Consider the following 22,668-nt stretch of genomic DNA (forward strand, 5'->3'; position numbering starts at 1 on the left):
AATAAAAACAGGCGCCGATCTCTAATTCAGCAACCCAATGCATAAGCTGCGCCATTCTACTCTTAGCGCAGTGCGATCGCAAGGCGACGCAGTGCCCCGCCGTCAGTCGAAATGCTCGACCACCAGGCGGCGCGGCGCCACGCGACCGTCTTCGGCGATGTCACCAACGCCGATGAATTTTCGCTCTTCACCCTCGGTGATACGCACCAGGCCGGAAGCCGGCGCGCCGGCCACTTGCACCGGTTGCCCCTGCTTGACGTAGCCCGCCACCACCGGCAGCAAATTCACTTCCGGATAGTTCTCAACCGGGCTGTCCATCGGCATCAGCAGCGGATCGAGCAGTTCGCCGGGCGCGATGTCTTGTTCCTGCGCCTGAGCCAGCAAAGCGTTCAGCTGTTCCAGCGTCACCATGCGCGCGATCGGATAAGTCGCCACCTGCAGGCGGCGCAGATAGATCACGTGCGCGCCGCAGCCCAGCAGCTCGCCGAGATCGTCGGTGATGGTACGGATGTAGGTGCCTTTCGAGCAGTGGATCTCCAGCTCCAGCTCATCCCCTTCCCAGCGGATAAACTGCAGCTCGTACACCGTGATGCTGCGCGCTTCGCGCGGCACTTCAATCCCCTGGCGCGCATACTCGTAGAGTTTCTTGCCTTGGTATTTCAGCGCCGAATACATCGACGGCACCTGCTGGATATCGCCGCGGAAGGTGTCCAGCGCCGCGTCGAGCTGCGCCTGGGTAAAATTCACCGGGCGCTCCTGCACGATCTGGCCGTCGGCGTCGGAGGTATCGGTGCGCTGCCCCAGCTTGGCGATCACCCGATAACGCTTGTCGGAATCGAGCAGGTATTGCGAAAACTTGGTCGCTTCGCCCAGGCAGATAGGCAGCATGCCGGTCGCCAACGGATCGAGCGCGCCGGTATGGCCCGCCCGGTTCGCGTTGTACAGGCGTTTTACTTTTTGCAGCGCATCGTTGGATGACAAGCCCTGCGGCTTGTCCAGCAACAGCACGCCGTGGATATCACGGCCGCGGCGACGAGGGCGACTCATTAATCCTCCTTGTCATCGCCTGAGGCGGAACGGCGCTCGGCGTCGTTCTTCACCACGTTGGTCACCAGGTTGGACATGCGCATGCCTTCCACCAGGGAGTTGTCGTAAGCGAAGGTCAGCTCCGGCACCACGCGCAGGCGCATCGCTTTGCCCAGCAGGGTACGGATGTAGCCGGAAGCGTCCTGCAACGCTTTAATGCCGTTGGTGACCAGATCCGGATCGTGGTTCTCGGTCAGCACGTTCAGGAAGGTGACGTAAACCTTGGCATACGCCAGGTCGCGGGACACTTCCACGCCGGAAACGGTCGCCATGCCGACGCGCGGATCTTTCACTTCACGCTGCAGAATGATCGCAATCTCTTTCTGCATCTCTTGCGCCACGCGTTGACCGCGGCTGAATTCTTTTGCCATTTTGGATTCTCCAGACAAATCGGGGGGCACAAAGGCCCCCCGTAAACAGATATAAGCAGATGTGCAATCGTTAAGCGATGGTGCGTTGGATCTCAATGATTTCGAACACTTCGATCATGTCGCCGACGCGCACGTCGTTATAGTTCTTAACGCCGATACCACATTCCATGCCGTTACGGACTTCGTTAACGTCATCTTTGAAGCGGCGCAGGGATTCCAGCTCGCCTTCATAGATAACCACGTTGTCGCGCAGTACGCGGATTGGGTTGTGACGCTTGATGGTCCCTTCGGTAACCATACAGCCGGCGATAGCGCCGAACTTAGGCGATTTGAACACGTCGCGCACTTCGGCCAGGCCGATGATCTGCTGCTTGTATTCCGGCGCCAACATACCGCTCATCGCCTGCTTCACTTCGTCGATCAGGTTATAGATCACGGAGTAGTAACGCAGATCCAGGCTTTCCGCTTCGATTACGCGGCGCGCAGAAGCGTCGGCACGCACGTTGAAGCCCAGGATGATGGCGTTGGAAGCCGCAGCCAGCGTCGCGTCGGTTTCGGTGATACCACCTACGCCGGAGCCGACAATCTTCACCTTCACTTCGTCGGTGGAGAGTTTCAGCAGCGAGTCGCTGATCGCTTCGCAAGAACCCTGTACGTCGGACTTCAGTACGATGTTCAGCTCGGACACTTCGCCGTCGGTCATGTTGGCGAACATGTTTTCCAGCTTGGACTTCTGCTGACGCGCCAGTTTGACTTCGCGGAACTTGCCCTGACGGTACAGCGCCACTTCACGCGCTTTCTTCTCGTCACGCACCACGGTCGCTTCGTCACCCGCTGCAGGCACGCTGGACAGACCCAGGATTTCCACAGGGATAGACGGACCGGCGGAGGTCACTTCACGGCCCAGCTCGTCGCGCATCGCACGCACACGGCCGTATTCGAAGCCGCACAGGACGATATCGCCCTTGTTCAGCGTACCTTCCTGAACCAGCACGGTAGCCACAGGGCCACGGCCTTTATCCAGGAAGGACTCGATCACCACGCCGCTCGCCATGCCGCTGCGAACCGCTTTCAGCTCCAGCACTTCGGCCTGCAGCAGGATAGCCTGCAGCAGCTCGTCGATACCAGTACCGGCTTTCGCGGACACGTGGACGAACTGCGCTTCGCCGCCCCACTCTTCCGGCATAACGCCGTACTGAGACAGTTCCTGCTTAACGCGGTCCGGATCGGCTTCCGGCTTGTCGATTTTGTTCACCGCAACCACCAACGGCACCTGCGCCGCTTTCGCGTGCTGGATAGCTTCGATGGTCTGTGGCATCACGCCGTCGTCGGCCGCCACCACCAGAACCACGATGTCAGTCGCCTGAGCACCGCGAGCACGCATCGAGGTAAACGCGGCGTGGCCCGGGGTATCCAGGAAGGTGATCATGCCGTTCTCGGTTTCTACGTGGTAGGCACCGATGTGCTGGGTGATGCCGCCGGCTTCGCCCGCCGCCACTTTGGTGGAGCGGATGTAGTCCAGCAGAGAGGTTTTACCGTGGTCAACGTGGCCCATGATGGTCACGACCGGCGCGCGCGGCTCAGCCGCAGCGCCCGTATCACGGTCGCTCATCAGCGCTTCTTCCAGCTCGTTTTCACGACGCAGGATAACTTTGTGGCCCATCTCTTCGGCAACCAGCTGTGCGGTTTCCTGGTCGATAACCTGGTTGATGGTGGCCATGGCGCCCAGCTTCATCATCACTTTGATGACCTGAGAACCTTTTACCGCCATCTTGTTGGCCAGCTCGGCCACGGTGATGGTTTCGCCGATCACCACGTCACGGTTAACCACCTGCGCCGGCTTGTTGAAGCCCTGCTGCAGAGCGCTAGGCTTGCGTTTGCCTTTACCGCCACGGGTAACGGCACGCGCTTCTTCGCGGTCCGCTTTGGACTCGGACAGCTTGTTGCCTTTCTTCTGCTTGGTGGCTTTGCCGCCGCGGGTGCGGCTGCGACGATCGCCTTCAACTTTGGCGTCGTTCTCGTCTTCTGCGGCACGGGCGTGCTGAGAGGTGGTCACGTGATAGTCGGCGCTTTCAACCGCGGCGCTTGCCGCGTCTGCCTGGGCCCACTTCTCGCCGTTCTCTTCGGCCATGCGACGGGCTTCTTCCGCCACGCGCTTGGCTTCCTCTTCAACCTTGCGGCGCACTTCCTCTTCCGCTTTGCGTTTCAGTTCAGCGGCTTCGGCTTCACGGCGTGCTTTTTCCGCCTGAGCTGGCTTGGTCATTTCGTCGGTATGTTGATTGGTCACTTTTTCTTTTTCCGCTGAATTACGCTTAGCAATCTCCGCGGCCTCACGTTTGGCTTGCTCTTCGGCAGCGCGCTTCGCTTCCGCTTCGCGTTTTGCGAGCTCTTCCGCTTCGCGCCGTGCCTGCTCTTCCGCTTCACGCTGTGCCTGCTCTGCCGCTTCAGCCAACTGGGCTTCCTGCGTATCGCGATTTACATAAGTGCGTTTCTTGCGGACCTCAATTTGCACCGATTTACTTTTACCGCCGGTGCTCGGGATATTCAAGGTGCTGCGCGTTTTGCGCTGCAAAGTGAGTTTACCCGGCGCGCTGCCGTGTTCACGGTTCAGGTGCGCCAGCAATGTTTCTTTTTCTTGCTGGGTAACAGAGTCCGACTCGGACTTGTTGATCCCTGCATCAGCAAACTGCTGTACCAGGCGATCAACCGGAGTCTGAATCTCTGCTGCCAGCGATTTTACGGTTACATCTGTCGTCATGCTGTTCCTTCCTGCTACAGTTATTACGCGTTGTCGCCAAACCAACAGATATTGCGTGCAGCCATGATCAGCTCACCGGCTTGCTCGTCGCTAAGCCCTTCAATATCAGCCAGATCGTCAACACCCTGCTCGGCAAGATCTTCCAGCGTACAAACCCCACGCGCGGCCAGTTTAAAGGCCATGCTGCGCTCAAGACCCGGCAGGTTGAGCAAATCGTCGGCCGGTTTGTTGTCGCCCAGGCTTTCTTCTTGTGCCAGGGCCAGCGTGGTCAATGCAGCTTTGGCGCGTTCGCGCAATGCTTCAACCGTATCTTCATCCAGACCGTCGATTTCCAACAGCTCTTTGATCGGCACGTAGGCCAGCTCTTCCAGCGTGGAGAAGCCTTCTTCAACCAGTACGGTGGCGAAATCTTCGTCGATATCAAGATACTTGGTGAAGGTATCAATAGCGGCATGAGCCTCGGCCTGGTGCTTGGCCTGCAGGTCGTCCGCCGTCATCACGTTCAGTTCCCAACGATCGTCGCCGCGGTGTTGTTTCAGCAGCTGGGAAGCCAAACGCACGTTTTGGCCGTTACGGCCGATCGCCTGCGCCAGGTTGCTGGCTTCAACGGCGATATCCATGGTGCAGTTATCTTCATCTACCACGATCGACGCGACGTCGGCCGGCGCCATGGCGTTGATGACGAATTGCGCTGGGTTATCATCCCACAGGATGATGTCGATGCGTTCGCCGCCGAGCTCGCTCGACACGGCCTGAACGCGCGCACCGCGCATACCTACGCAGGCGCCGACCGGGTCGATGCGCTTGTCGTTGGTTTTCACTGCAATTTTCGCGCGGGAGCCAGGATCGCGGGCTGCCGCTTTAATTTCAATCACTTCTTCGCCGATTTCCGGCACTTCGATGCGGAACAGTTCTTTCAGCATTTCCGAACTGGAACGGCTGACGAACAGCTGCGCGCCGCGAGCTTCAGGACGCACGGCGTACAGAACGCCGCGAATGCGGTCGCCCGGACGGAAGTTTTCGCGCGGCAGCATGTCTTCACGGCCAATCACCGCTTCGGCGTTGTTGCCCAGATCCAGTGCGATGCTGTCACGGTTCACTTTCTTCACCACGCCGGTGACGATCTCACCTTCGTGTTCACGGAAAGCGTCAACCACCATTGCACGCTCGGCTTCGCGCACTTTCTGCACGATAACCTGCTTGGCGGTTTGGGTGGTGATACGGTCAAAGGTCACGGATTCGATCTGATCTTCGACGTAGCCGCCGAGCTCGATGCTCGGGTCTTCAAACTGAGCAGCTTCCAGCGTGATTTCACGCGTTGGCTGAGTCACTTCATCTACGGCGACCCAACGGCGGAAGGTATCGAAATCGCCGGTTCTGCGGTCAATGCTGACGCGCACGTCGATTTCCTGCTCGTATTTTTTCTTGGTTGCGGTGGCTAATGCAGTTTCCAGCGCTTCGAAAATCTTCTCGCGCGGAAGGGATTTTTCATTGGAAACTGCTTCAACAACAGCCAGAATCTCTTTGTTCATCCTAGTTGCCTCTTCCAAACTTTAAAAGTGGGGTACCAGGTTCGCTTTCTGGATGTTGCTCAGCGCGAACACTTCATCTTTCCCTTCCACAGTAACCGTGATCATCTCGCCTTCGACAGACTTGATAATACCCTGCCACTTGCGACGGTTTTGTACCGCCATGCGCAGGACCAGGCTGACTTCTTCACCGAGGAAACGCGTATAGTGCTCAGCGGTGAACATCGGGCGATCAAGGCCAGGAGAGGAGACTTCCAAGTTGTAAGCGACCGTGATTGGATCTTCGACGTCCAATACAGCGCTGACCTGGTGGCTGACATCAGCGCAATCATCAACATTGATGCCGTTATCACTATCAATATAGATGCGGAGCGTCGATTGGCGCGCACGAATGAATTCGATGCCTACAAGCTCAAAGCCCAACGCTTCTACCGGTGCCGAAAGCATCTCTGTTAACTGTTGCTCTAATGTGGACAAGCCCACCCCCAAGACATAAAAAAAGGGCTAAATAGCCCAGTGATTCTGTTGCCAAATAACAAAAAACCCCGAAAAATCGGGGCTTTATGCAACTGGACCCTGTTTGCCGCTAGGCGGCCTCGGTACAACTTTCGAGCAAGTGTCATTTTCAAATGTTGATCGAGAAAAGCGGGTTTCAATCGAAAAGTGTATTTGAAAATAAACACTTAAAGGAAAGTGGTTGCGGGGGCCGGATTTGAACCGACGACCTTCGGGTTATGAGCCCGACGAGCTACCAGGCTGCTCCACCCCGCGTCCGAAAACGTGGCAAATACTACGCCGATAATCGCAAAATTGCAAGTTATCTCTGGGATTTGGTACCGAGGATGGGACTCGAACCCACAAGCCCGTTAGGGCACTACCACCTCAAGGTAGCGTGTCTACCAATTCCACCACCTCGGTACTGATTCTTACTGCTAACGGCCGTTGTTCTTTCGAGTTCACAACCACCGTTTTCAAACTTTGTTGCGGCTTACTGCGGGATATCGCTGCTCGGCTTGGCAGGTGCTGCCGGCGCGGTTGTCTGCTCAGTTTTCACTGGCTGACCCAGGTTTTCCCACTCGCTGCCTTTCTTGCTTTGGTTGCTGCTGAGGTTGCCCAGAATCAGGCTGATGACGAAGAACAGCGTCGCCAGCACAGCAGTCATGCGGGTCATAAAGTTACCGGAACCACTCGAACCGAACAACGTGCCTGATGCACCTGCTCCGAAAGAGGCTCCCATATCAGCGCCTTTACCTTGCTGCAGCATAATCAGAGCGACCAGCCCGATTGAGATCAGCAGGAAAATTACCAGAAGAGCTTCGTACATAGTAGTACCCGTATCCTTGCGGCCTCACCGCATGCCAAATGCTTCACACTCATCAAGCAGGCGTTTTTATAAACTGCCTACTGAAGCGGGTCTGAATACTAACCAAAGCCGCCAACCCGCGCAAGGGCAATTTGCAGCCGTCGGCGCGTTTGCGGAAAAAAACGCCAACAATCGCCTCTCCGGGCTCAGCTTTGCCGAGCCCGGCGGCTAACTGTCTGTTTTAACCTGCGGATTTCACCGCGTCGGCGATGCGATGCGCCAGCGCGGTCACCTGTTGTTCGTCCTCGCCTTCCACCATCACGCGGATCAGCGGTTCGGTGCCCGATTTGCGCAGCAGCACCCGGCCGCGGCCTGCCAGCTCGGCTTCCACCTGCTCGGTGACTTTACGCACCGCGTCGGACTCCAGCGGATTGTGATCGCCGGCGAAGCGCACGTTGACCAGGATCTGCGGCAGCAGCTTCATACCGCTGCACAGGTCATGCAGGCTCATGTGGTTGCGCACCATGGCGGTCAGCACCTGCAGCCCGGCCACGATGCCGTCGCCGGTGGTGGTTTTGTCCAGCAGGATCACATGGCCGGAGTTTTCCGCACCGATACGCCAGCCCAGCTCCTGCAGCTTCTCCAGCACGTAGCGGTCGCCCACTTTGGCGCGAGCGAACGGAATGCCCAGCTGTTTCAACGCCAGTTCCAGGCCCATATTGCTCATCAGGGTGCCGACCGCGCCGCCGCGCAGCTGGCCCTGACGCAGGCCTTCACGGGCGATAATGTACAGGATCTGATCGCCGTCCACCTTGTTGCCCAGGTGGTCCACCATCATCACGCGATCGCCGTCGCCGTCGAACGCCAGGCCAACGTGCGCTTTTTCCTTCAGTACGCGCTCTTGCAGCTGACGCACGTCAGTGGCGCCGCATTTTTCATTGATGTTCATGCCGTCCGGCTCAACACCGATGGCGATCACCGTAGCGCCCAGCTCGCGCAGCACGCTCGGCGCGATGTGGTAAGTCGCCCCGTTGGCGCAGTCAACCACGATTTTCAGCCCCTTCAGGCTCAGCTCGCTCGGGAAGGTGCCTTTGCAGAATTCGATGTAGCGGCCGGCGGCGTCGATGATGCGGCTGGCTTTACCCAGCTCGGCGGACTCCACGCAGGTCAGCGGCTTTTCCATCTCGGCTTCGATCGCTTCTTCGACGTTGTCCGGCAGCTTGGCGCCGTCGATCGAGAAGAACTTGATGCCGTTGTCATAGAACGGGTTATGCGACGCGGAGATAACGATACCCGCTTCGGCGCGGAAGGTGCGCGTCAGATAAGCCACCGCCGGGGTAGGCATCGGCCCGGTGAAGGAGGCGGACAACCCTGCGGCCGCCAGGCCGGCCTCCAGAGCGGATTCCAGCATATAGCCGGAGATGCGCGTGTCCTTACCGATGATGATCTTGCGCGAACCGTGACGCGCCAGCACTTTACCCGCCGCCCAGCCCAGCTTCAGCACGAAGTCCGGCGTGATGGGGCTGTCCCCGACCTTGCCACGGATGCCGTCGGTGCCAAAATATTTGCGCTCGCTCATGTCTCTACTGTCCCTTAGCTGAAAGTGTTGCCTCGACGACACGCATCGCCTCGACGGTTTCTTTAACGTCATGCACTCTGACAATCTGCGCGCCCTGCATTGCTGCGATCACCGCGCAGGCCACGCTGCCGATAACCCGTTGATCCGGTGGCACGTTCAGCAGTTGTCCTATCATCGATTTGCGCGACATGCCGACCAGCAGCGGCAAACCGAAACGATGAAACTCCGACAACCGGGCCAGAAGCTGATAGTTGTGCGCCAAATTTTTACCGAAACCGAAGCCTGGGTCGAGCAGCAATTTCTGATTTGTTATCCCCGCCTCGTTACAGCGCTGGATATGGTGTTCGAAAAACGCCTGAACGTCAGCGATCAGATCGTCGTAGTGCGGCGCCTGCTGCATGGTGCGCGGCTGTCCTTGCATGTGCATCAGGCAAACCGGCAGGCCGCTTTCCGCCGCCGCCGCGAGAGCACCTGGCTCCTGCAGCGAGCGAATGTCGTTGATCAGGTGTGCGCCGGCGTGTGCCGATTCGCGGATCACGCCCGCTTTCGAGGTATCGACCGAGATGAAGACTTCGAAGCGTTGCGCCAGCGCTTCCACCACCGGCACGACCCGTTCCAACTCTTCCTCTTCACTCACCTCCGCCGCCCCCGGCCGGGTCGATTCACCACCGATATCGATCATCGTGGCACCGGCCGAAATCAGCGCATGCGCGTGCAGCAGCGCCTGGTTCAGCGTGTTGTGGCGGCCGCCGTCGGAAAACGAATCCGGCGTCACGTTGAGGATACCCATCACCTGCGGATAGGAGAGGTTGAGCGTCATGTCGCGCACGGTTAACTGCATGGTTGGTCCACCTTACTGTTGCCTGGTTCACTGCCCGCCGGGCAAAAAAAACCCCGGCGTACCGGGGTTTGATGTTATTACACAGCCGCTGTTACTTGTCGAGCTGTTCGGACATGGTGTTGCCCGGCGTTGGGGTGCGCGGCTCATCTACCGGCGTCGGCGCTTTCGGAGTGCCGCCGTTGTCGGAGCTGTTGCCTTTATTCGCATCGTCCCAGCCCGCCGGCGGACGCACGTCTTTGCGGTTCATCAGATCGTCGATCTGCGGCGCATCGATGGTTTCATACTTCATCAGCGCATCCTTCATCGAGTGCAGGATGTCCATGTTCTCCATCAGCAGCGTACGTGCACGGACGTAGTTACGTTCGATCAGCGACTTCACTTCCTGGTCGATGATGCGCGCGGTTTCATCCGACATGTGCTTCGCCTTGGCCACGGAACGGCCCAGGAACACTTCGCCCTCTTCTTCCGCATACAGCAGCGGCCCCAGCTTCTCGGAGAAGCCCCACTGGGTCACCATGTTGCGGGCGATGGAGGTCGCCACTTTGATGTCGTTCGACGCACCGGTAGAGACTTTTTCCGGCCCGTAGATGATCTCTTCCGCCAGACGACCGCCGTACAGGGTGGAGATTTGGCTCTCCAGCTTCTGACGGCTGGCGCTGATCGCATCCCCTTCCGGCAGGAAGAAGGTCACGCCGAGCGCACGGCCACGAGGAATGATCGTCACCTTGTGTACCGGATCGTGTTCAGGAACCAGGCGGCCAATGATGGCGTGGCCCGCTTCGTGATACGCGGTCGACTCTTTCTGCGCTTCGGTCATCACCATGGAGCGACGTTCCGCACCCATCATGATCTTGTCTTTGGCTTTCTCGAACTCCACCATCGACACCACGCGCTTGTTGCCGCGGGCAGCGAACAGCGCCGCTTCGTTGACCAGGTTAGCCAAGTCGGCACCGGAGAAGCCCGGCGTACCGCGCGCAATGACGGAGGCGTCGATATCGGCAGCCAACGGCACGCGGCGCATGTGCACCTTCAGGATCTGCTCACGGCCACGCACATCCGGCAGCCCGACCACGACCTGACGGTCGAAGCGGCCCGGACGCAGCAGCGCAGGGTCAAGCACGTCAGGACGGTTGGTGGCCGCGATGACGATGATGCCTTCGTTGCCTTCGAAACCGTCCATCTCAACCAGCATCTGGTTCAGAGTCTGCTCGCGCTCATCGTGACCGCCACCCAGGCCGGCGCCACGCTGGCGGCCGACGGCGTCGATTTCATCGATGAAGATGATGCACGGCGCGGCTTTCTTCGCTTGTTCGAACATGTCGCGCACGCGGGATGCACCCACACCGACGAACATTTCGACGAAGTCGGAACCGGAAATGGTGAAGAACGGCACCTTCGCTTCGCCGGCGATCGCTTTCGCCAGCAGCGTTTTACCGGTCCCCGGCGGGCCAACCATCAGCACGCCTTTCGGGATCTTGCCGCCCAATTTCTGGAAACGACTCGGCTCGCGCAGGTATTCCACCAGTTCGCTCACCTCTTCTTTCGCTTCGTCACAACCGGCGACATCGGCGAAAGTGGTCTTGATCTGGTCTTCCGTCAGCATGCGGGCCTTGCTCTTGCCGAAGGACATAGCGCCCTTGCCGCCGCCGCCCTGCATTTGCCGCATAAAGAAGATCCAGACCCCGATCAGCAACAGCATCGGGAACCAGGAGATAAAGATAGAAGCCAGCAGGCTCGGCTCTTCAGGCGGCTCGCCGACCACTTTCACATTCTTCGTTAACAACGTATCCAGCAACTTAGGATCGTTGACAGGGATGTAGGTCGTGTATTTGTTACTGTCTTTCTTGGTAACGTTAATTTCACGTCCGTTGATTCGCGCTTCGCGAACCTGGTCCTGGGTCAGTTCGGACATGAAGGTAGAGTAATCCACCCTACGGCCATTCGACTCGCTGGGCCCAAAGCTCTGGAATACAGACATCAACACTACCGCGATGACTAACCAGAGAATTAGGTTTTTCGCCATGTCACTCAAGGGATTAACCTCATCTTACAACTGTGTTAACAAACAGCGTTAGGGTACTACAGTTTCCGCCCTGTCGCTACAATGTACACTTCGCGCGAACGGGCGCGGGAAGCGTCTGGCTTACGAATCTTAACCTTCGTAAACAGGGAGCGAATTTCCCGTAGGTACTCGTCAAAGCCATCTCCCTGGAACACCTTCACCAGGAAACTTCCGCCTGGTGCGAGGACATCACGACACATATCCAGCGCCAACTCCACCAGATACATCGACCTTGGAATATCGACCGCCGGGGTGCCACTCATATTCGGGGCCATATCGGACATGACCACCTGAACCTTACTCTCGCCTACTCGTTCCAACAGCGCCTTCAGCACCAGTTCATCACGAAAATCGCCCTGAAGGAAATCGACGCCAACGATAGGATCCATTGGCAAAATATCACAGGCGATGATGCGCCCGGTACCGCCGATTTGGGTGACCACATACTGCGACCAGCCGCCCGGTGCGGCACCCAGGTCAACCACGGTCATGCCCGGTTTGAACAGTTTGTCGCTCTGCTGTATTTCATCAAGTTTAAACCAGGCACGGGAACGCAGTCCCTTTTTCTGTGCCTGCTGTACATATTTATCGCTAAAGTGTTCTTGTAACCAGCGACTGGAGCTAGCCGAACGCTTTTTATTAGCCATCTCGTTTTCCAACTATCATAAAAAGAGTCTTATGTCAGGGTCGCTGCTCACGTAGACTCACACCGGTGAAGACCGATTTGGTGATATACATGAGATGGCGGTAGAATGTACCGTTTTCAATCCCAACTTAAGCAAAAAAGACAATGAATCTGAATAATAAACAAAAACAGCACCTGAAAGGCCTAGCGCATCCGTTAAAACCGGTGGTGATGCTGGGCAATAACGGTCTTACCGAAGGGGTGCTGGCTGAAATTGAACAGGCTCTGGAGCATCATGAGCTGATCAAGGTGAAAATCGCCGCTGAAGATCGCGAAACCAAAACCCTGATCGCCGACGCTATTGTGCGTGAAACGGGCGCCTGCAATGTGCAAGTTATCGGCAGCACGCTTATTCTTTACCGCCCGTCGAAAGAGCGCAAGATCAGTCTACCGCGTTAATAACCATCAGGTTAACGAAAAGGTGCCATGCGCCTGACCAAGATAAAAGGCCGCTTGCGGCCTTTTTCCTATCTTTACAAAACGTTGGCGCATTAATGACCAACGGCCTCGATCAGAGATACTCAACCTTCAGGATCTCATACTCGACGTCGCCGCCAGGGGTTTTGATCACCACCACATCGTCTTGCTCTTTGCCGATCAGGCCGCGCGCCATCGGCGAGTTTACCGAAATCAGATTTTTCTTGAAATCGGCCTCATCGTCGCCAACGATGCGGTAAGTCACTTCTTCTTCGCTGTCCAGATTCATCACCGATACGGTGGCGCCGAAGATCACCCGACCGGTGTTCGGCATCTTGGTGATATCGATCACCTGAGCATTGGACAGCTTGGCTTCGATTTCCTGAATGCGACCTTCGCAGAAACCCTGCTGTTCGCGGGCGGCGTGGTACTCGGCATTCTCTTTCAAATCGCCGTGTTCGCGCGCTTCCGCGATGTCCGCAATGATTTTCGGACGGCGCACGCTTTTCAGATATTCGAGCTCTTCGCGCAGTTTTTCAGCGCCAAACAAGGTCATCGGAATTTGGTTCATCGTATAAATACCTCTAAATCTTTCCTGTTCAAATAACCGTCATCCTGACGTATTCGTATGAAAACACGGTTGGCATACCGCCACCCGCCTCCAGGCGACAAACAAAAGAAACCTGACTCGGAACGGGGCCCAAGCCAAGATCGGTTTTGCATTTTGATACGCATTTTAGCCTAGAGTTCCTTGAGGGTCATCGTTTACTTTTTCCCTGATTGCACCGTAGTATGACGGCACGTTATCCAGCTGTTATCCCGAGATTATGCGTTTTTCACGAATTGTCAGTGCATTGGCTTGCGCATTTGTTCTGAATGCGAATGCGGCCCCGGTTGAAGAGTACACACAATATCTGCCTGATGGGGCCAACCTTGCCCTGGTCGTTCAGAAGATCGGCGCCAGCGCGCCGACGATCGATTACCACTCTCAGCAGATGGCGCTGCCGGCCAGTACCCAAAAAGTGCTGACGGCGCTGGCTGCGCTATTGCAACTCGGGCCCGATTACCGTTTCACCACCACGCTGGAGAGCCAGGGCGATATTCGCGACGGCGTGCTGCGCGGCAACCTGATTGCCCGCTTCAGCGGCGATCCGACTTTCAAACGCCAGAGCCTGCGCAATATGGTGGCCGTCCTGAAGAAGCAGGGCGTGCGCCAAATCAGCGGCGACGTGCTGGTCGACACCTCGGTCTTCGCCAGCCATGACAAGGCGCCCGGCTGGCCGTGGAACGATCTGACGCAGTGCTTCAGCGCGCCGCCGGCCGCCGCCATCGTCGATCGCAACTGTTTCTCGGTCTCGCTCTACAGCGCGCCGAACCCGGGCGACATGGCGTTTATCCGCGTCGCCTCCTATTATCCGGTCAATATGTTTAGCCAGGTGCGCACCCTGGCACGCGGCTCCGCTGACGCGCAGTACTGCGAACTGGACGTGGTGCCGGGCGAGCTGAACCGCTTTACCCTGACCGGCTGCCTGACGCAGCGCAGCGAACCGCTGCCGTTGGCCTTCGCCATCCAGGACGGTGCCAGCTACGCGGGCGCCATCCTGAAAGACGAGCTGACGCAGGCCGGCATCCAAATCGACGGGCATTTGAAACGCCAGACGCGCCCCGGCATCACCGGCACAGTGATCGCGCAAACCCAGTCGGCGCCGCTGCACGATCTGTTGAAGATCATGCTGAAGAAATCGGACAACATGATCGCCGATACCGTCTTCCGCACCATCGGCCACGAACGTTTCGGCGTGCCGGGCACCTGGCGCGCGGGTTCCGATGCGGTACGGCAGGTGCTGCGCCAGAAAGCCGGCATCGATCTGGGCAATACCATCATCGCCGACGGTTCCGGCCTGTCGCGCCACAACCTGCTGGCGCCGGCGACCATGATGCAGGCGCTGCAGTACATCGCGCAGCACGACAACGAGCTGAACTTCATCTCGATGCTGCCGCTGTCCGGCTATGACGGCACCCTACGCTACCGCGGCGGCCTGCACGAAGCCGGCGTCGACGGCAAAGTGTCGGCCAAGACCGGCGCGCTGCAGGGCGTGTACAACCTGGCGGGCTTCATCACCACCGCCAGCGGCCAGCGCATGGCCTTCGTGCAGTACCTCTCCGGCTACGCCGTACCGCCGGAAGATCAGAAGCAGCGCCGCGCACCGCTGGTACGCTTCGAAAGCCGCCTGTATCGGGATATTTACCAAAACAACTGAGGATCGTCATGAAGCTGTTGGTCGTTGAGGATGATGAACTGCTGCAACAGGGGCTGGCGCTGGCGCTGACCGGCGAAGGCTACGTCTGCGACTGCGCCGCCACGGCGGCGGAGGCCAACAGCTTGCTCATCACCAGCCAATACAGCATGGTGATCCTGGATCTCGGCCTGCCGGACATGGACGGCGCCGCGCTGCTGCGGCAGTGGCGCCGCCAGCAGATCGATCTGCCGGTGCTGATCCTGACCGCCCGCGACGCCCTGGAAGATCGTGTCGACGGGCTGGACGCCGGCGCCGACGACTACCTGGTCAAACCCTTCGCGCTGGTCGAACTGCAGGCACGCGTGCGCGCCCTCCTGCGGCGCTACCAGGGCCACAGCGACAATCTGATGCAGGTGGATGACCTGCAGCTGAACCTCTCCAGCCAGCAGGTCTACCTGCAGCAGCAGCCGGTGGAGGTTACGCCGAAAGAGTTCGCCATTCTGGCGCGTCTTATCATGCGTGCCGGCCAAACGGTTAACCGTGAACTCCTGCAGCAGGATCTCTACACCTGGCAAGACGATTTGGGCTCCAACACGCTGGAAGTGCATATCCACAACCTGCGCCGCAAGCTGGGCAAGGATCGCATCCGCACCGTGCGCGGCATCGGCTATCGTCTGGAACCTTCTTCATGATCAGCATGCGCCGCCGCCTGCTGCTGATGCTGGCGCTGATCCTGCTGGTCACGCAGCTCATCAGCGCCTTCTGGCTGTGGCACGAAAGCCAGGAACAGATCAGCTTCCTGGTGGACGAAACCTTGTCCGCCAAAGTGCGCAGCGAGCGCGTCGATACCGAGATCGCCGAGGCCATTGCATCGCTGCTGGCACCGTCGCTGATCATGATGATCGTCACGCTGCTGGCGTCATTCTGGGCCATCAGCTGGATCACCCGCCCGCTCAACCAATTGCAGCAGCGGCTGGAAAAGCGCTCTGCCGATAACCTGACGCCGCTGCCAATCAACAGCGACAGCCTGGAAATGGTGGCAGTCACCAATGCGCTCAATCAGCTGTTCTCGCGGCTGGACAACACCATCCAGCAGGAGCGCCTGTTCACCGCCGATGCGGCCCACGAGCTGCGCACGCCGCTGGCCGGCATTCGCCTGCATCTGGAACTGATGGAGAAACAGGGCGTCAAAGGCAGCCAGGCGCTGATCGCCCGCATCGATCAGCTGATGCACACCGTTGAGCAACTGCTGATGCTGTCACGCGCCGGGCAAGACTTCGCCAGCGGTCATTACCAGCATTTCGATTGGGTGGCCGATGTGATTCAGCCGCTGCAGGAAGAACTCGGCGAAATGACCGCCCAACGCGCGCAGACGCTGGACTGGCAATTGCCGGCCACCGCCGCGGTGAACGGCGATCCGGTGCTGCTGCGGCTGCTGCTGCGCAACCTGGTCGAAAACGCCCACCGTTACGGCCCGGAAGGCGGCGCGATACAGGTGCGGTTAACGCCGCAGGACAGCGGCTATCTGCTGCAGGTCATCGACGATGGCCCGGGGATCAAGGAAGAGATGGTCGGGGAGCTGACGCAGGCGTTTCGCCGCATGGATCAACGCTACGGCGGCAGCGGGCTGGGCTTGAATATCGTGATCCGCATCGTGCAGTTGCACCAGGGGCGTTTGACGCTGGAAAACCGCCGCGATGCCCGCGGCCTGAACGCTCAGTGCTGGCTGCCGGAAAAGGCGCTCAAATAACAAGGGCCCAGCGTTGCTGAGCCCTTTATCACCGAATTACTTCTGGTAAATGATTTCGACGCCTTCGTCGTCGTCTTCGTCCCAGTCGTCATCCCAGTCATCTTCTGCTTCGGCTTCCACTTCCGCGATTTGCTCACGGTGGTAGTCATCCCACATGAATTCGACTTTTTCCGGCGCGCTTTCTTCGATCGCCATCGCTTTCGGCTGGGTGTTGATGAAGTTCATTACGTCCCAGCACAGCGCGTTGACGCCTTCGCGGTTGGCGGCGGAGATCATGTAGTACTTCCCTTCCCAGCCCATGCCTTCCACAATCGCCTTGGCGCGTTCGGCGGCTTCTTCCTCACCAATCACATCAATTTTGTTGAACACCAGCCAGCGTGGCTTCTGCGCCAGATTTTCGCTGTATTGGTTCAACTCGTTGATGATGACTTTGGCGTTTTCCACCGGATCGGATTCGTCGATCGGCGCGATGTCCACCAGGTGCAGCAGCACGCGGCAACGCTCCAGGTGTTTCAGGAAGCGAATGCCCAAGCCCGCGCCTTCGGATGCGCCCTCGATCAGCCCCGGAATGTCGGCGACCACAAAGCTCTGCTCGTGGTCCATACGCACCACGCCCAGGCTCGGCACCAGCGTGGTAAACGGATAGTCGGCCACCTTCGGCTTGGCGGCGGACACCGCGCGGATGAAGGTCGATTTGCCGGCGTTCGGCAGGCCCAGCATGCCCACATCGGCCAGCAGCAACAGTTCCAGCAACAGGTCGCGCGCTTCGCCAGCGGTACCCAGCGTCTTCTGACGCGGTGCACGGTTGACCGAAGATTTGAAACGGGTGTTGCCCAAGCCGTGCCAGCCGCCCTTGGCGACCATCAGCTTTTGCTCGTGGCGGGTCATGTCGCCGAGGATCTCGCCGGTGCCCTGATCCTTCACGCGCGTGCCGACCGGCACCTTGATGATGACGTCTTTACCGCGTTTACCGGTACAGTCGCGGCTCTGACCATTCTGGCCGCGCTCGGCGCGGAAAGACTTTTCAAAGCGGTAGTCGATCAGAGTGTTGAGGTTCTCGTCCGCCAGCAGGTAGACGTCGCCGCCGTCGCCGCCGTCACCGCCGTCAGGCCCACCGTTCGGGATATATTTTTCGCGGCGGAAGCTGACGCATCCGTTGCCGCCGTCGCCTGCAACGACCAGAATCGCTGCTTCATCTACAAACTTCATTTACCGTCTCCGTAAATCATTCACCGGGCTGCTTCAAAGGAGCAACCTGGGGGGGTTCTGCCCGTCGCGGCCACCACCGGTGACCAATTGCGGAAAACATAGCGCCCGCCACAACCACAAACGCGCCAACATAACCGACGATATTCAACGTCGGTGCGGCGAATGCCTGGGGCCAGGCCAACGCCAATAAATCTGAAAACAGCAGGGTAAACAACGGGGTCAGCGTCACCAACGCGCTCACCTGCGCCGCCTGCCAGCGCGCCATCGCCTCTGCCAACGCACCGTAGCCGATCAGCGTGTTGGCGCCACAAAACAGCAGGCACGCCAATTGCCAGCCACTAAGCTGGAAAATCACCTCGGGTTTGGCCAGAGGGAACAACGCTATCGCACATAAAGTGTACAACATAACCAGGATCTGCGGCGAAGCCAGTCGGCGCAGCAATACCTTCTGCGCCACGCCGTAGCTCACCCAGACCATCGCCGCACACACGCCTAGCATAACGCCCAGCGTGTAGTCCGTCAGCCGGGTGAAGATCTCTATCAGACTGACGTTGAAAAACAGCATCAGTCCGCAAATCAGCATCAAGGCACCAATGACCTGGGTAATGCGCATGCGTTCTTTTAAAATCAGCACGCTGGCGAACATCATGCCCACCGGCGACAGCTGGCCAATCACCTGCGACGCCGTCGGGCTCAGGTATTGCAGCGAGGAGCTGAAGAACACAAAGTTGCCCAGCAGCCCTGCCGTGGCGATCGCCAACAGCAGCAGCCAGCGCGGCTGGCGGAACATCGTCAGCGGCGGCAGCTTGCCGCGCACCGCGAGGATCGCGCCCAAACCGATGGCGGCTATGGTAAAGCGATACCAGACGATGGTAAACGGCTCCATCACCGCCAATACTTCTTTCATCGCGATCGGCAACGCGCCCCAGCAAACCGCCGTGGTTAACGCCAGGGAAATGCCAACGCCGACCTGCTGCTTCGTATCCATATCACCTTTGCCAACGCTGACGGGCCTGCTAGGCAGCCCATAAATGTAAAAAGCCCCGCAACGAATTGCGGGGCTTACATCTATTTCGTAAGGCTCGAAAAATTATTCAGCTTCGATGCTGATGAATTTACGATTGCTCGGGCCTTTAACTTCGAATTTGACTTTACCGTCTTTCAAAGCAAACAGAGTGTGGTCTTTGCCGCAACCCACGTTGGTACCAGCGTGGAATTTGGTGCCGCGCTGACGAACGATGATGCTGCCTGCCAGTACTGCTTCGCCGCCAAAGCGTTTTACGCCCAGACGTTTAGCTTCTGAATCGCGACCGTTACGAGTCGAGCCGCCAGCCTTTTTGTGTGCCATTAATCCGCTCTCCTAACTTAAGCGCTGATGCCGGTGATTTTAACGTCAGTGAACCACTGACGGTGGCCCTGCTGCTTACGGTGGTGCTTACGACGACGAAACTTAACAATCTTAATTTTCTCGCCACGACCGTGAGCAACGACTTCAGCTTTGATCTTGCCGCCATCGACGAAAGGAACGCCGATTTTGATATCTTCGCCATTAGCGATCATCAGAATCTGGTCAAACTCAACCGCTTCACCAGTTGCGATGTCCAGCTTTTCCAAGCGAACGGTCTGACCTTCGCTTACTCGGTGTTGTTTACCACCACTTTGGAAAACCGCGTACATATAAAACTCCGCTTTCCGCGTGCCCGACTGTGTTAGTTCAGAGCGCGCTATAAATATTCACAATAGGGCGCGAATTCTACGCAAAAAAGCAGCGCATGACAAGAGCAGAATAAGACCAGAAGTAGAAAAAAGAAGAAAAAAAGCGCAGTTTCTTTCGTGGCGTTTATCTGAACCGTTTTTCAAGTACAATCATAGGGACAGTTACCGCCATGTACCGATGTGAGCAGCGATCTCAACGCGGTGAAGAGAAACACAGCTGAAAAAAACACAATGAACCTAGAGCAAATTACCGAGTTAACCGCGCAAGATATGGCGGCCGTGAACGCAACAATTCTCGAACAGCTGAATTCCGATGTCACGCTCATCAATCAGCTTGGCTATTACATTATCAGCGGTGGCGGTAAGCGCATCCGGCCGATGATCGCCGTCCTGGCGGCACGGGCGTTGGGCTATGAAGGGAACAAGCACGTCACCGTCGCCGCCCTGATCGAATTCATTCATACCGCCACGCTGCTGCATGATGACGTCGTCGACGAATCGGACATGCGCCGCGGCAAAGCCACCGCCAACGCGGCGTTCGGCAACGCCGCCAGCGTGCTGGTCGGCGACTTTATCTATACCCGCGCTTTCCAGATGATGACCAGCCTGGAATCCCTGCGCGTGCTGGCGCTGATGTCGGAGGCGGTCAACGTCATCGCCGAAGGTGAAGTGCTGCAGTTGATGAACGTGCACGATCCCGACATCAGCGAAGAAAGCTATATGCGGGTGATCTACAGCAAAACCGCCCGTCTGTTTGAAGCGGCGGCGCAATCGTCGGCTATCCTGTCCGGTGCCAACGCCGAGCAAGAACAGGCGCTGCAAGACTATGGCCGCTACCTCGGCACCGCTTTCCAGCTGATCGACGATCTGCTCGACTACAGCGCCGACGGCAGCACCCTGGGCAAAAACACCGGTGACGATCTGAACGAAGGGAAACCGACCCTGCCGCTGCTGCACGCGATGCACAACGGCGACGACGCGCAGCGTGACATGATCCGCAGTGCGATTGAGCAGGGCAACGGCCGTCATCTGTTGGAGCCGGTACTGCTGGCGATGCAACAATGCGGTTCGCTGGAGTACACCCGCAAACGCGCCGAAGAAGAAGCCGACAAGGCGATCGCCGCGCTGCAGGTCTTGCCGGCATCGGCGCACCGTACGGCGCTGGAAGGCCTGGCCCATCTGGCAGTGCAACGTGACTTTTAAGAAATAAATATTTCTTAAAAACCATCAGGCCCGCGTACGCGGGCCTGCCTAGCTATTGCTCTCTTCGTCGATGCGCGCCAACAGGCCGCCGATCCCTTCCCGCATCAGGAAAGCCACCATTTTCTCGCGCTCGCTCTCCGTCAAATGGTAGTAATACTCGATCCAGACCGCCAACGGATCCTGACGCTCTACGTCATATACCGCCCCGTCCTCCTTCAGCACCAGCAGGTTACGCACGTTTGAAGGCAGGCTGTCGATATGGTACTCCAACGCTTTTCCCTGCACGCCTTTACGCCTGCGGCTGATCCAGCCTTCGCGCCGGGCCATCAGATTGATTCCCTGTGGTGAGGAAGGTAATCCTGCGATGCCTGTCAGCTCCTTGGCGGCAAACCACTCGTTTTTCATGGCCATCATCTCTGGGCAATAGTGGGCAATATCATTTTTTAGAAATTACTTGGGTATTTTTTAGGAAATTTAATGGTATTCTGATTTCCGAATAAGCGTTTCACGTTGTTCAAACGCCTAACCTTGACCCGTTAGTTATACCACTAACGCAACTTTGGCTAATCAGAAAAGGAATGTAAACATGAATTCAAGGAACCCAGATTGGCATCCGGCGGATATCATCGCGGCGCTACGCAAGCAGGGCACCACGCTGGCGGCAGTGTCACGCAAGGCCGGATTAAGTTCATCAACGCTGGCCAACGCGCTGTCACGCCCGTGGCCAAAAGGGGAATGGCTAATCGCCGAAGCGATAGGCATCCACCCTTCGGAGATCTGGCCAAGCCGTTATTACGATCCGCACAATGATTGCCTGCTGGATCGCAAGGCTCGCATCAAATCGTGAACGCTAAGCAAAAAAAACCGCCGGAACAGCGTCCGGCGGCGTTTATCGGCTGACTATCGGCAACGATCAGTTATTGATGAACTTCTCGCCCAGCTCGATATCTTTGTGCAGCACGTCCAGCATCTCGTTCAGCGCTTTCTGCTCGAAGGCGCTCAGAGTGCCGATATCTTTACGTTCTTCAACGCCGTTTTTGCCCAGTACCAGCGGCTGCGCGAAGAAGCGAGCGTATTTGCCGTCGCCTTCAACGTAAGCGCATTCCACTACGCCTTTCTCGCCCTGCAGCGCACGCACCAGAGACAGACCGAAACGTGCGGCCGCCTGGCCCATGGACAGCGTTGCAGACCCGCCACCGGCTTTGGCTTCCACCACTTCGGTGCCTGCGTTCTGAATGCGCTTGGTCAGATCGGCCACTTCCTGATCGGTGAAGCTCACGCCAGGGATCTGCGACAGCAGAGGCAGAATGGTTACGCCAGAGTGGCCGCCGATGACCGGCACGTTCAGCTCTTCCGGCTGTTTGCCTTTCAGCTCGGCCACGAAGGTGTTGGAACGGATGATATCCAGCGAAGTCACGCCGAACAGTTTGTTCTTGTCGTAAACGCCGGCTTTTTTCAGCACTTCCGCCGCGATGGCGACCGTGGTGTTAACCGGGTTGGTGATGATGCCGATGCAGGCTTTCGGGCAGGTTTTCGCCACTTGCTCAATCAGGTTACGCACGATGCCGGCGTTAACGTTGAACAGGTCAGAGCGATCCATGCCCGGCTTACGGGCCACGCCGGCGGAAATCAGCACCACGTCCGCACCGTGCAGAGCCGGGGTCGCGTCTTCGCCGCTGAAGCCTTTGATTTTAACTGCGGTTGGGATGTGGCTTAAGTCGACGGCAACGCCTGGGGTAACCGGGGCAATGTCGTAGAGAGAGAGTTCAGAACCTGAAGGAAGCTGGGTTTTGAGTAGAAGGGCGAGGGCCTGGCCGATACCGCCAGCAGCACCGAGAACTGCAACTTTCATCCTATACTCCTTTATTATCTTAAATATATAAAGCGCCGTGAATGTGTTGGTTACGGACCTTAAGTCA

At 57.9% G+C, this 22,668-nt stretch carries 23 protein-coding genes and 2 tRNA genes; 6 read left to right on the forward strand and 19 right to left on the reverse strand.

The window, feature by feature from the left end:
- Window positions 1-102 precede the first annotated feature (102 nt).
- From truB to rlmE, 12 genes are all read right to left on the reverse strand, one after another.
- Complete coding sequence (gene truB / locus ACJ8HT_RS05440; RefSeq protein WP_060421943.1) at window positions 103-1,047, reverse strand: tRNA pseudouridine(55) synthase TruB; 945 nt, start codon at window positions 1,045-1,047, stop codon at window positions 103-105.
- Window positions 1,047-1,457, reverse strand: a complete 411-nt coding sequence (rbfA, locus tag ACJ8HT_RS05445) for a 30S ribosome-binding factor RbfA (protein WP_004933508.1) — start codon at window positions 1,455-1,457, stop codon at window positions 1,047-1,049. Before rbfA ends, truB begins: the two co-directional genes overlap by 1 nt.
- A 70-nt stretch (window positions 1,458-1,527) precedes the next feature.
- Window positions 1,528-4,215, reverse strand: a complete 2,688-nt coding sequence (gene infB / locus ACJ8HT_RS05450) for a translation initiation factor IF-2 (protein WP_004933511.1) — start codon at window positions 4,213-4,215, stop codon at window positions 1,528-1,530.
- 23 nt (window positions 4,216-4,238) lie between these two features.
- On the reverse strand, window positions 4,239-5,747 hold the full coding sequence (gene nusA, locus ACJ8HT_RS05455; RefSeq protein ID WP_019453340.1) for a transcription termination factor NusA: 1,509 nt from the start codon (window positions 5,745-5,747) through the stop codon (window positions 4,239-4,241).
- A 21-nt stretch (window positions 5,748-5,768) separates the two neighbouring features.
- The gene (rimP, locus tag ACJ8HT_RS05460) at window positions 5,769-6,221 is read right to left on the reverse strand and encodes a ribosome maturation factor RimP (protein WP_028127574.1); all 453 of its coding nucleotides are present in this window, start codon (window positions 6,219-6,221) and stop codon (window positions 5,769-5,771) included.
- Between the two features lie 217 nt (window positions 6,222-6,438).
- Window positions 6,439-6,515 (reverse strand) — tRNA-Met (locus tag ACJ8HT_RS05465).
- 60 nt (window positions 6,516-6,575) lie between these two features.
- Window positions 6,576-6,662 (reverse strand) — tRNA-Leu (locus tag ACJ8HT_RS05470).
- 70 nt (window positions 6,663-6,732) lie between these two features.
- Window positions 6,733-7,068 (reverse strand): preprotein translocase subunit SecG, encoded by a 336-nt coding sequence (gene secG / locus ACJ8HT_RS05475; protein WP_004933519.1) that lies wholly within the window; start codon window positions 7,066-7,068, stop codon window positions 6,733-6,735.
- Between the two features lie 220 nt (window positions 7,069-7,288).
- A complete protein-coding gene (gene glmM, locus ACJ8HT_RS05480) occupies window positions 7,289-8,626 on the reverse strand; it encodes a phosphoglucosamine mutase (RefSeq protein ID WP_038879137.1) in 1,338 nt (445 codons plus the stop codon).
- 4 nt (window positions 8,627-8,630) lie between these two features.
- Window positions 8,631-9,467: a dihydropteroate synthase gene (gene folP / locus ACJ8HT_RS05485; RefSeq protein WP_060433997.1), complete on the reverse strand. Its 837-nt coding sequence runs from the start codon at window positions 9,465-9,467 to the stop codon at window positions 8,631-8,633.
- Between the two features lie 91 nt (window positions 9,468-9,558).
- Complete coding sequence (gene ftsH, locus ACJ8HT_RS05490; RefSeq protein ID WP_048232492.1) at window positions 9,559-11,490, reverse strand: ATP-dependent zinc metalloprotease FtsH; 1,932 nt, start codon at window positions 11,488-11,490, stop codon at window positions 9,559-9,561.
- A 56-nt stretch (window positions 11,491-11,546) separates the two neighbouring features.
- Window positions 11,547-12,176 (reverse strand): 23S rRNA (uridine(2552)-2'-O)-methyltransferase RlmE, encoded by a 630-nt coding sequence (gene rlmE, locus ACJ8HT_RS05495; RefSeq protein WP_004933533.1) that lies wholly within the window; start codon window positions 12,174-12,176, stop codon window positions 11,547-11,549.
- A gap of 143 nt (window positions 12,177-12,319) precedes the next feature.
- Between rlmE and yhbY the strand changes: the two genes are divergently transcribed.
- Window positions 12,320-12,613 (forward strand): ribosome assembly RNA-binding protein YhbY, encoded by a 294-nt coding sequence (yhbY, locus tag ACJ8HT_RS05500; protein WP_004933536.1) that lies wholly within the window; start codon window positions 12,320-12,322, stop codon window positions 12,611-12,613.
- Between the two features lie 112 nt (window positions 12,614-12,725).
- Here the strand turns inward: yhbY and greA are convergent, their stop codons facing one another.
- Window positions 12,726-13,202: a transcription elongation factor GreA gene (greA, locus tag ACJ8HT_RS05505; protein WP_004933539.1), complete on the reverse strand. Its 477-nt coding sequence runs from the start codon at window positions 13,200-13,202 to the stop codon at window positions 12,726-12,728.
- 256 nt (window positions 13,203-13,458) lie between these two features.
- Here greA and dacB point away from each other — a divergent pair, with 256 nt between their 5' ends.
- Genes dacB through pmrB form a run of 3 tightly spaced genes read left to right on the forward strand, consistent with a single transcriptional unit; the run spans window position 13,459 to window position 16,621 of the window.
- Window positions 13,459-14,892 carry a serine-type D-Ala-D-Ala carboxypeptidase gene (dacB, locus tag ACJ8HT_RS05510; protein ID WP_048232490.1) on the forward strand — a complete coding sequence of 478 codons (1,434 nt, stop codon included), beginning with the start codon at window positions 13,459-13,461 and terminating at the stop codon, window positions 14,890-14,892.
- A gap of 8 nt (window positions 14,893-14,900) precedes the next feature.
- On the forward strand, window positions 14,901-15,563 hold the full coding sequence (pmrA, locus tag ACJ8HT_RS05515) for a two-component system response regulator PmrA (RefSeq protein ID WP_019453348.1): 663 nt from the start codon (window positions 14,901-14,903) through the stop codon (window positions 15,561-15,563).
- A complete protein-coding gene (gene pmrB, locus ACJ8HT_RS05520; protein ID WP_087763017.1) occupies window positions 15,560-16,621 on the forward strand; it encodes a two-component system sensor histidine kinase PmrB in 1,062 nt (353 codons plus the stop codon). The genes pmrA and pmrB overlap by 4 nt, the downstream gene beginning before the upstream one ends.
- A gap of 36 nt (window positions 16,622-16,657) precedes the next feature.
- Here the strand turns inward: pmrB and cgtA are convergent, their stop codons facing one another.
- The 4 genes from cgtA to rplU all read right to left on the reverse strand — a co-directional run bounded on the left by cgtA (window position 16,658) and on the right by rplU (window position 19,507).
- Complete coding sequence (cgtA, locus tag ACJ8HT_RS05525) at window positions 16,658-17,830, reverse strand: Obg family GTPase CgtA (protein WP_004933553.1); 1,173 nt, start codon at window positions 17,828-17,830, stop codon at window positions 16,658-16,660.
- Between the two features lie 16 nt (window positions 17,831-17,846).
- Entirely contained in the window at window positions 17,847-18,818 is a 972-nt protein-coding gene (locus tag ACJ8HT_RS05530) for a DMT family transporter (RefSeq protein WP_049198339.1), read from the reverse strand.
- 102 nt (window positions 18,819-18,920) lie between these two features.
- A complete protein-coding gene (gene rpmA / locus ACJ8HT_RS05535) occupies window positions 18,921-19,178 on the reverse strand; it encodes a 50S ribosomal protein L27 (RefSeq protein WP_004933559.1) in 258 nt (85 codons plus the stop codon).
- Between the two features lie 17 nt (window positions 19,179-19,195).
- Complete coding sequence (gene rplU, locus ACJ8HT_RS05540) at window positions 19,196-19,507, reverse strand: 50S ribosomal protein L21 (protein ID WP_004933561.1); 312 nt, start codon at window positions 19,505-19,507, stop codon at window positions 19,196-19,198.
- A gap of 270 nt (window positions 19,508-19,777) precedes the next feature.
- Here rplU and ispB point away from each other — a divergent pair, with 270 nt between their 5' ends.
- Window positions 19,778-20,749, forward strand: coding sequence for an octaprenyl diphosphate synthase (gene ispB / locus ACJ8HT_RS05545; protein ID WP_194573027.1), 972 nt, complete (start codon window positions 19,778-19,780; stop codon window positions 20,747-20,749).
- 48 nt (window positions 20,750-20,797) lie between these two features.
- On the opposite strand, the gene ACJ8HT_RS05550 is transcribed toward ispB, so the two are convergent.
- Complete coding sequence (locus ACJ8HT_RS05550) at window positions 20,798-21,154, reverse strand: DNA-binding protein (RefSeq protein ID WP_038879765.1); 357 nt, start codon at window positions 21,152-21,154, stop codon at window positions 20,798-20,800.
- 181 nt (window positions 21,155-21,335) lie between these two features.
- Between ACJ8HT_RS05550 and ACJ8HT_RS05555 the strand changes: the two genes are divergently transcribed.
- A complete protein-coding gene (locus ACJ8HT_RS05555) occupies window positions 21,336-21,596 on the forward strand; it encodes a helix-turn-helix domain-containing protein (protein ID WP_016929333.1) in 261 nt (86 codons plus the stop codon).
- 66 nt (window positions 21,597-21,662) lie between these two features.
- Here the strand turns inward: ACJ8HT_RS05555 and mdh are convergent, their stop codons facing one another.
- Complete coding sequence (mdh, locus tag ACJ8HT_RS05560) at window positions 21,663-22,601, reverse strand: malate dehydrogenase (protein WP_004933569.1); 939 nt, start codon at window positions 22,599-22,601, stop codon at window positions 21,663-21,665.
- Between the last annotated feature and the right edge of the window lie 67 nt (window positions 22,602-22,668).

Origin of the sequence: Serratia sp. CY44782 (assembly GCF_052168715.1) — a bacterium.
GTDB lineage: Bacteria > Pseudomonadota > Gammaproteobacteria > Enterobacterales > Enterobacteriaceae > Serratia > Serratia nevei.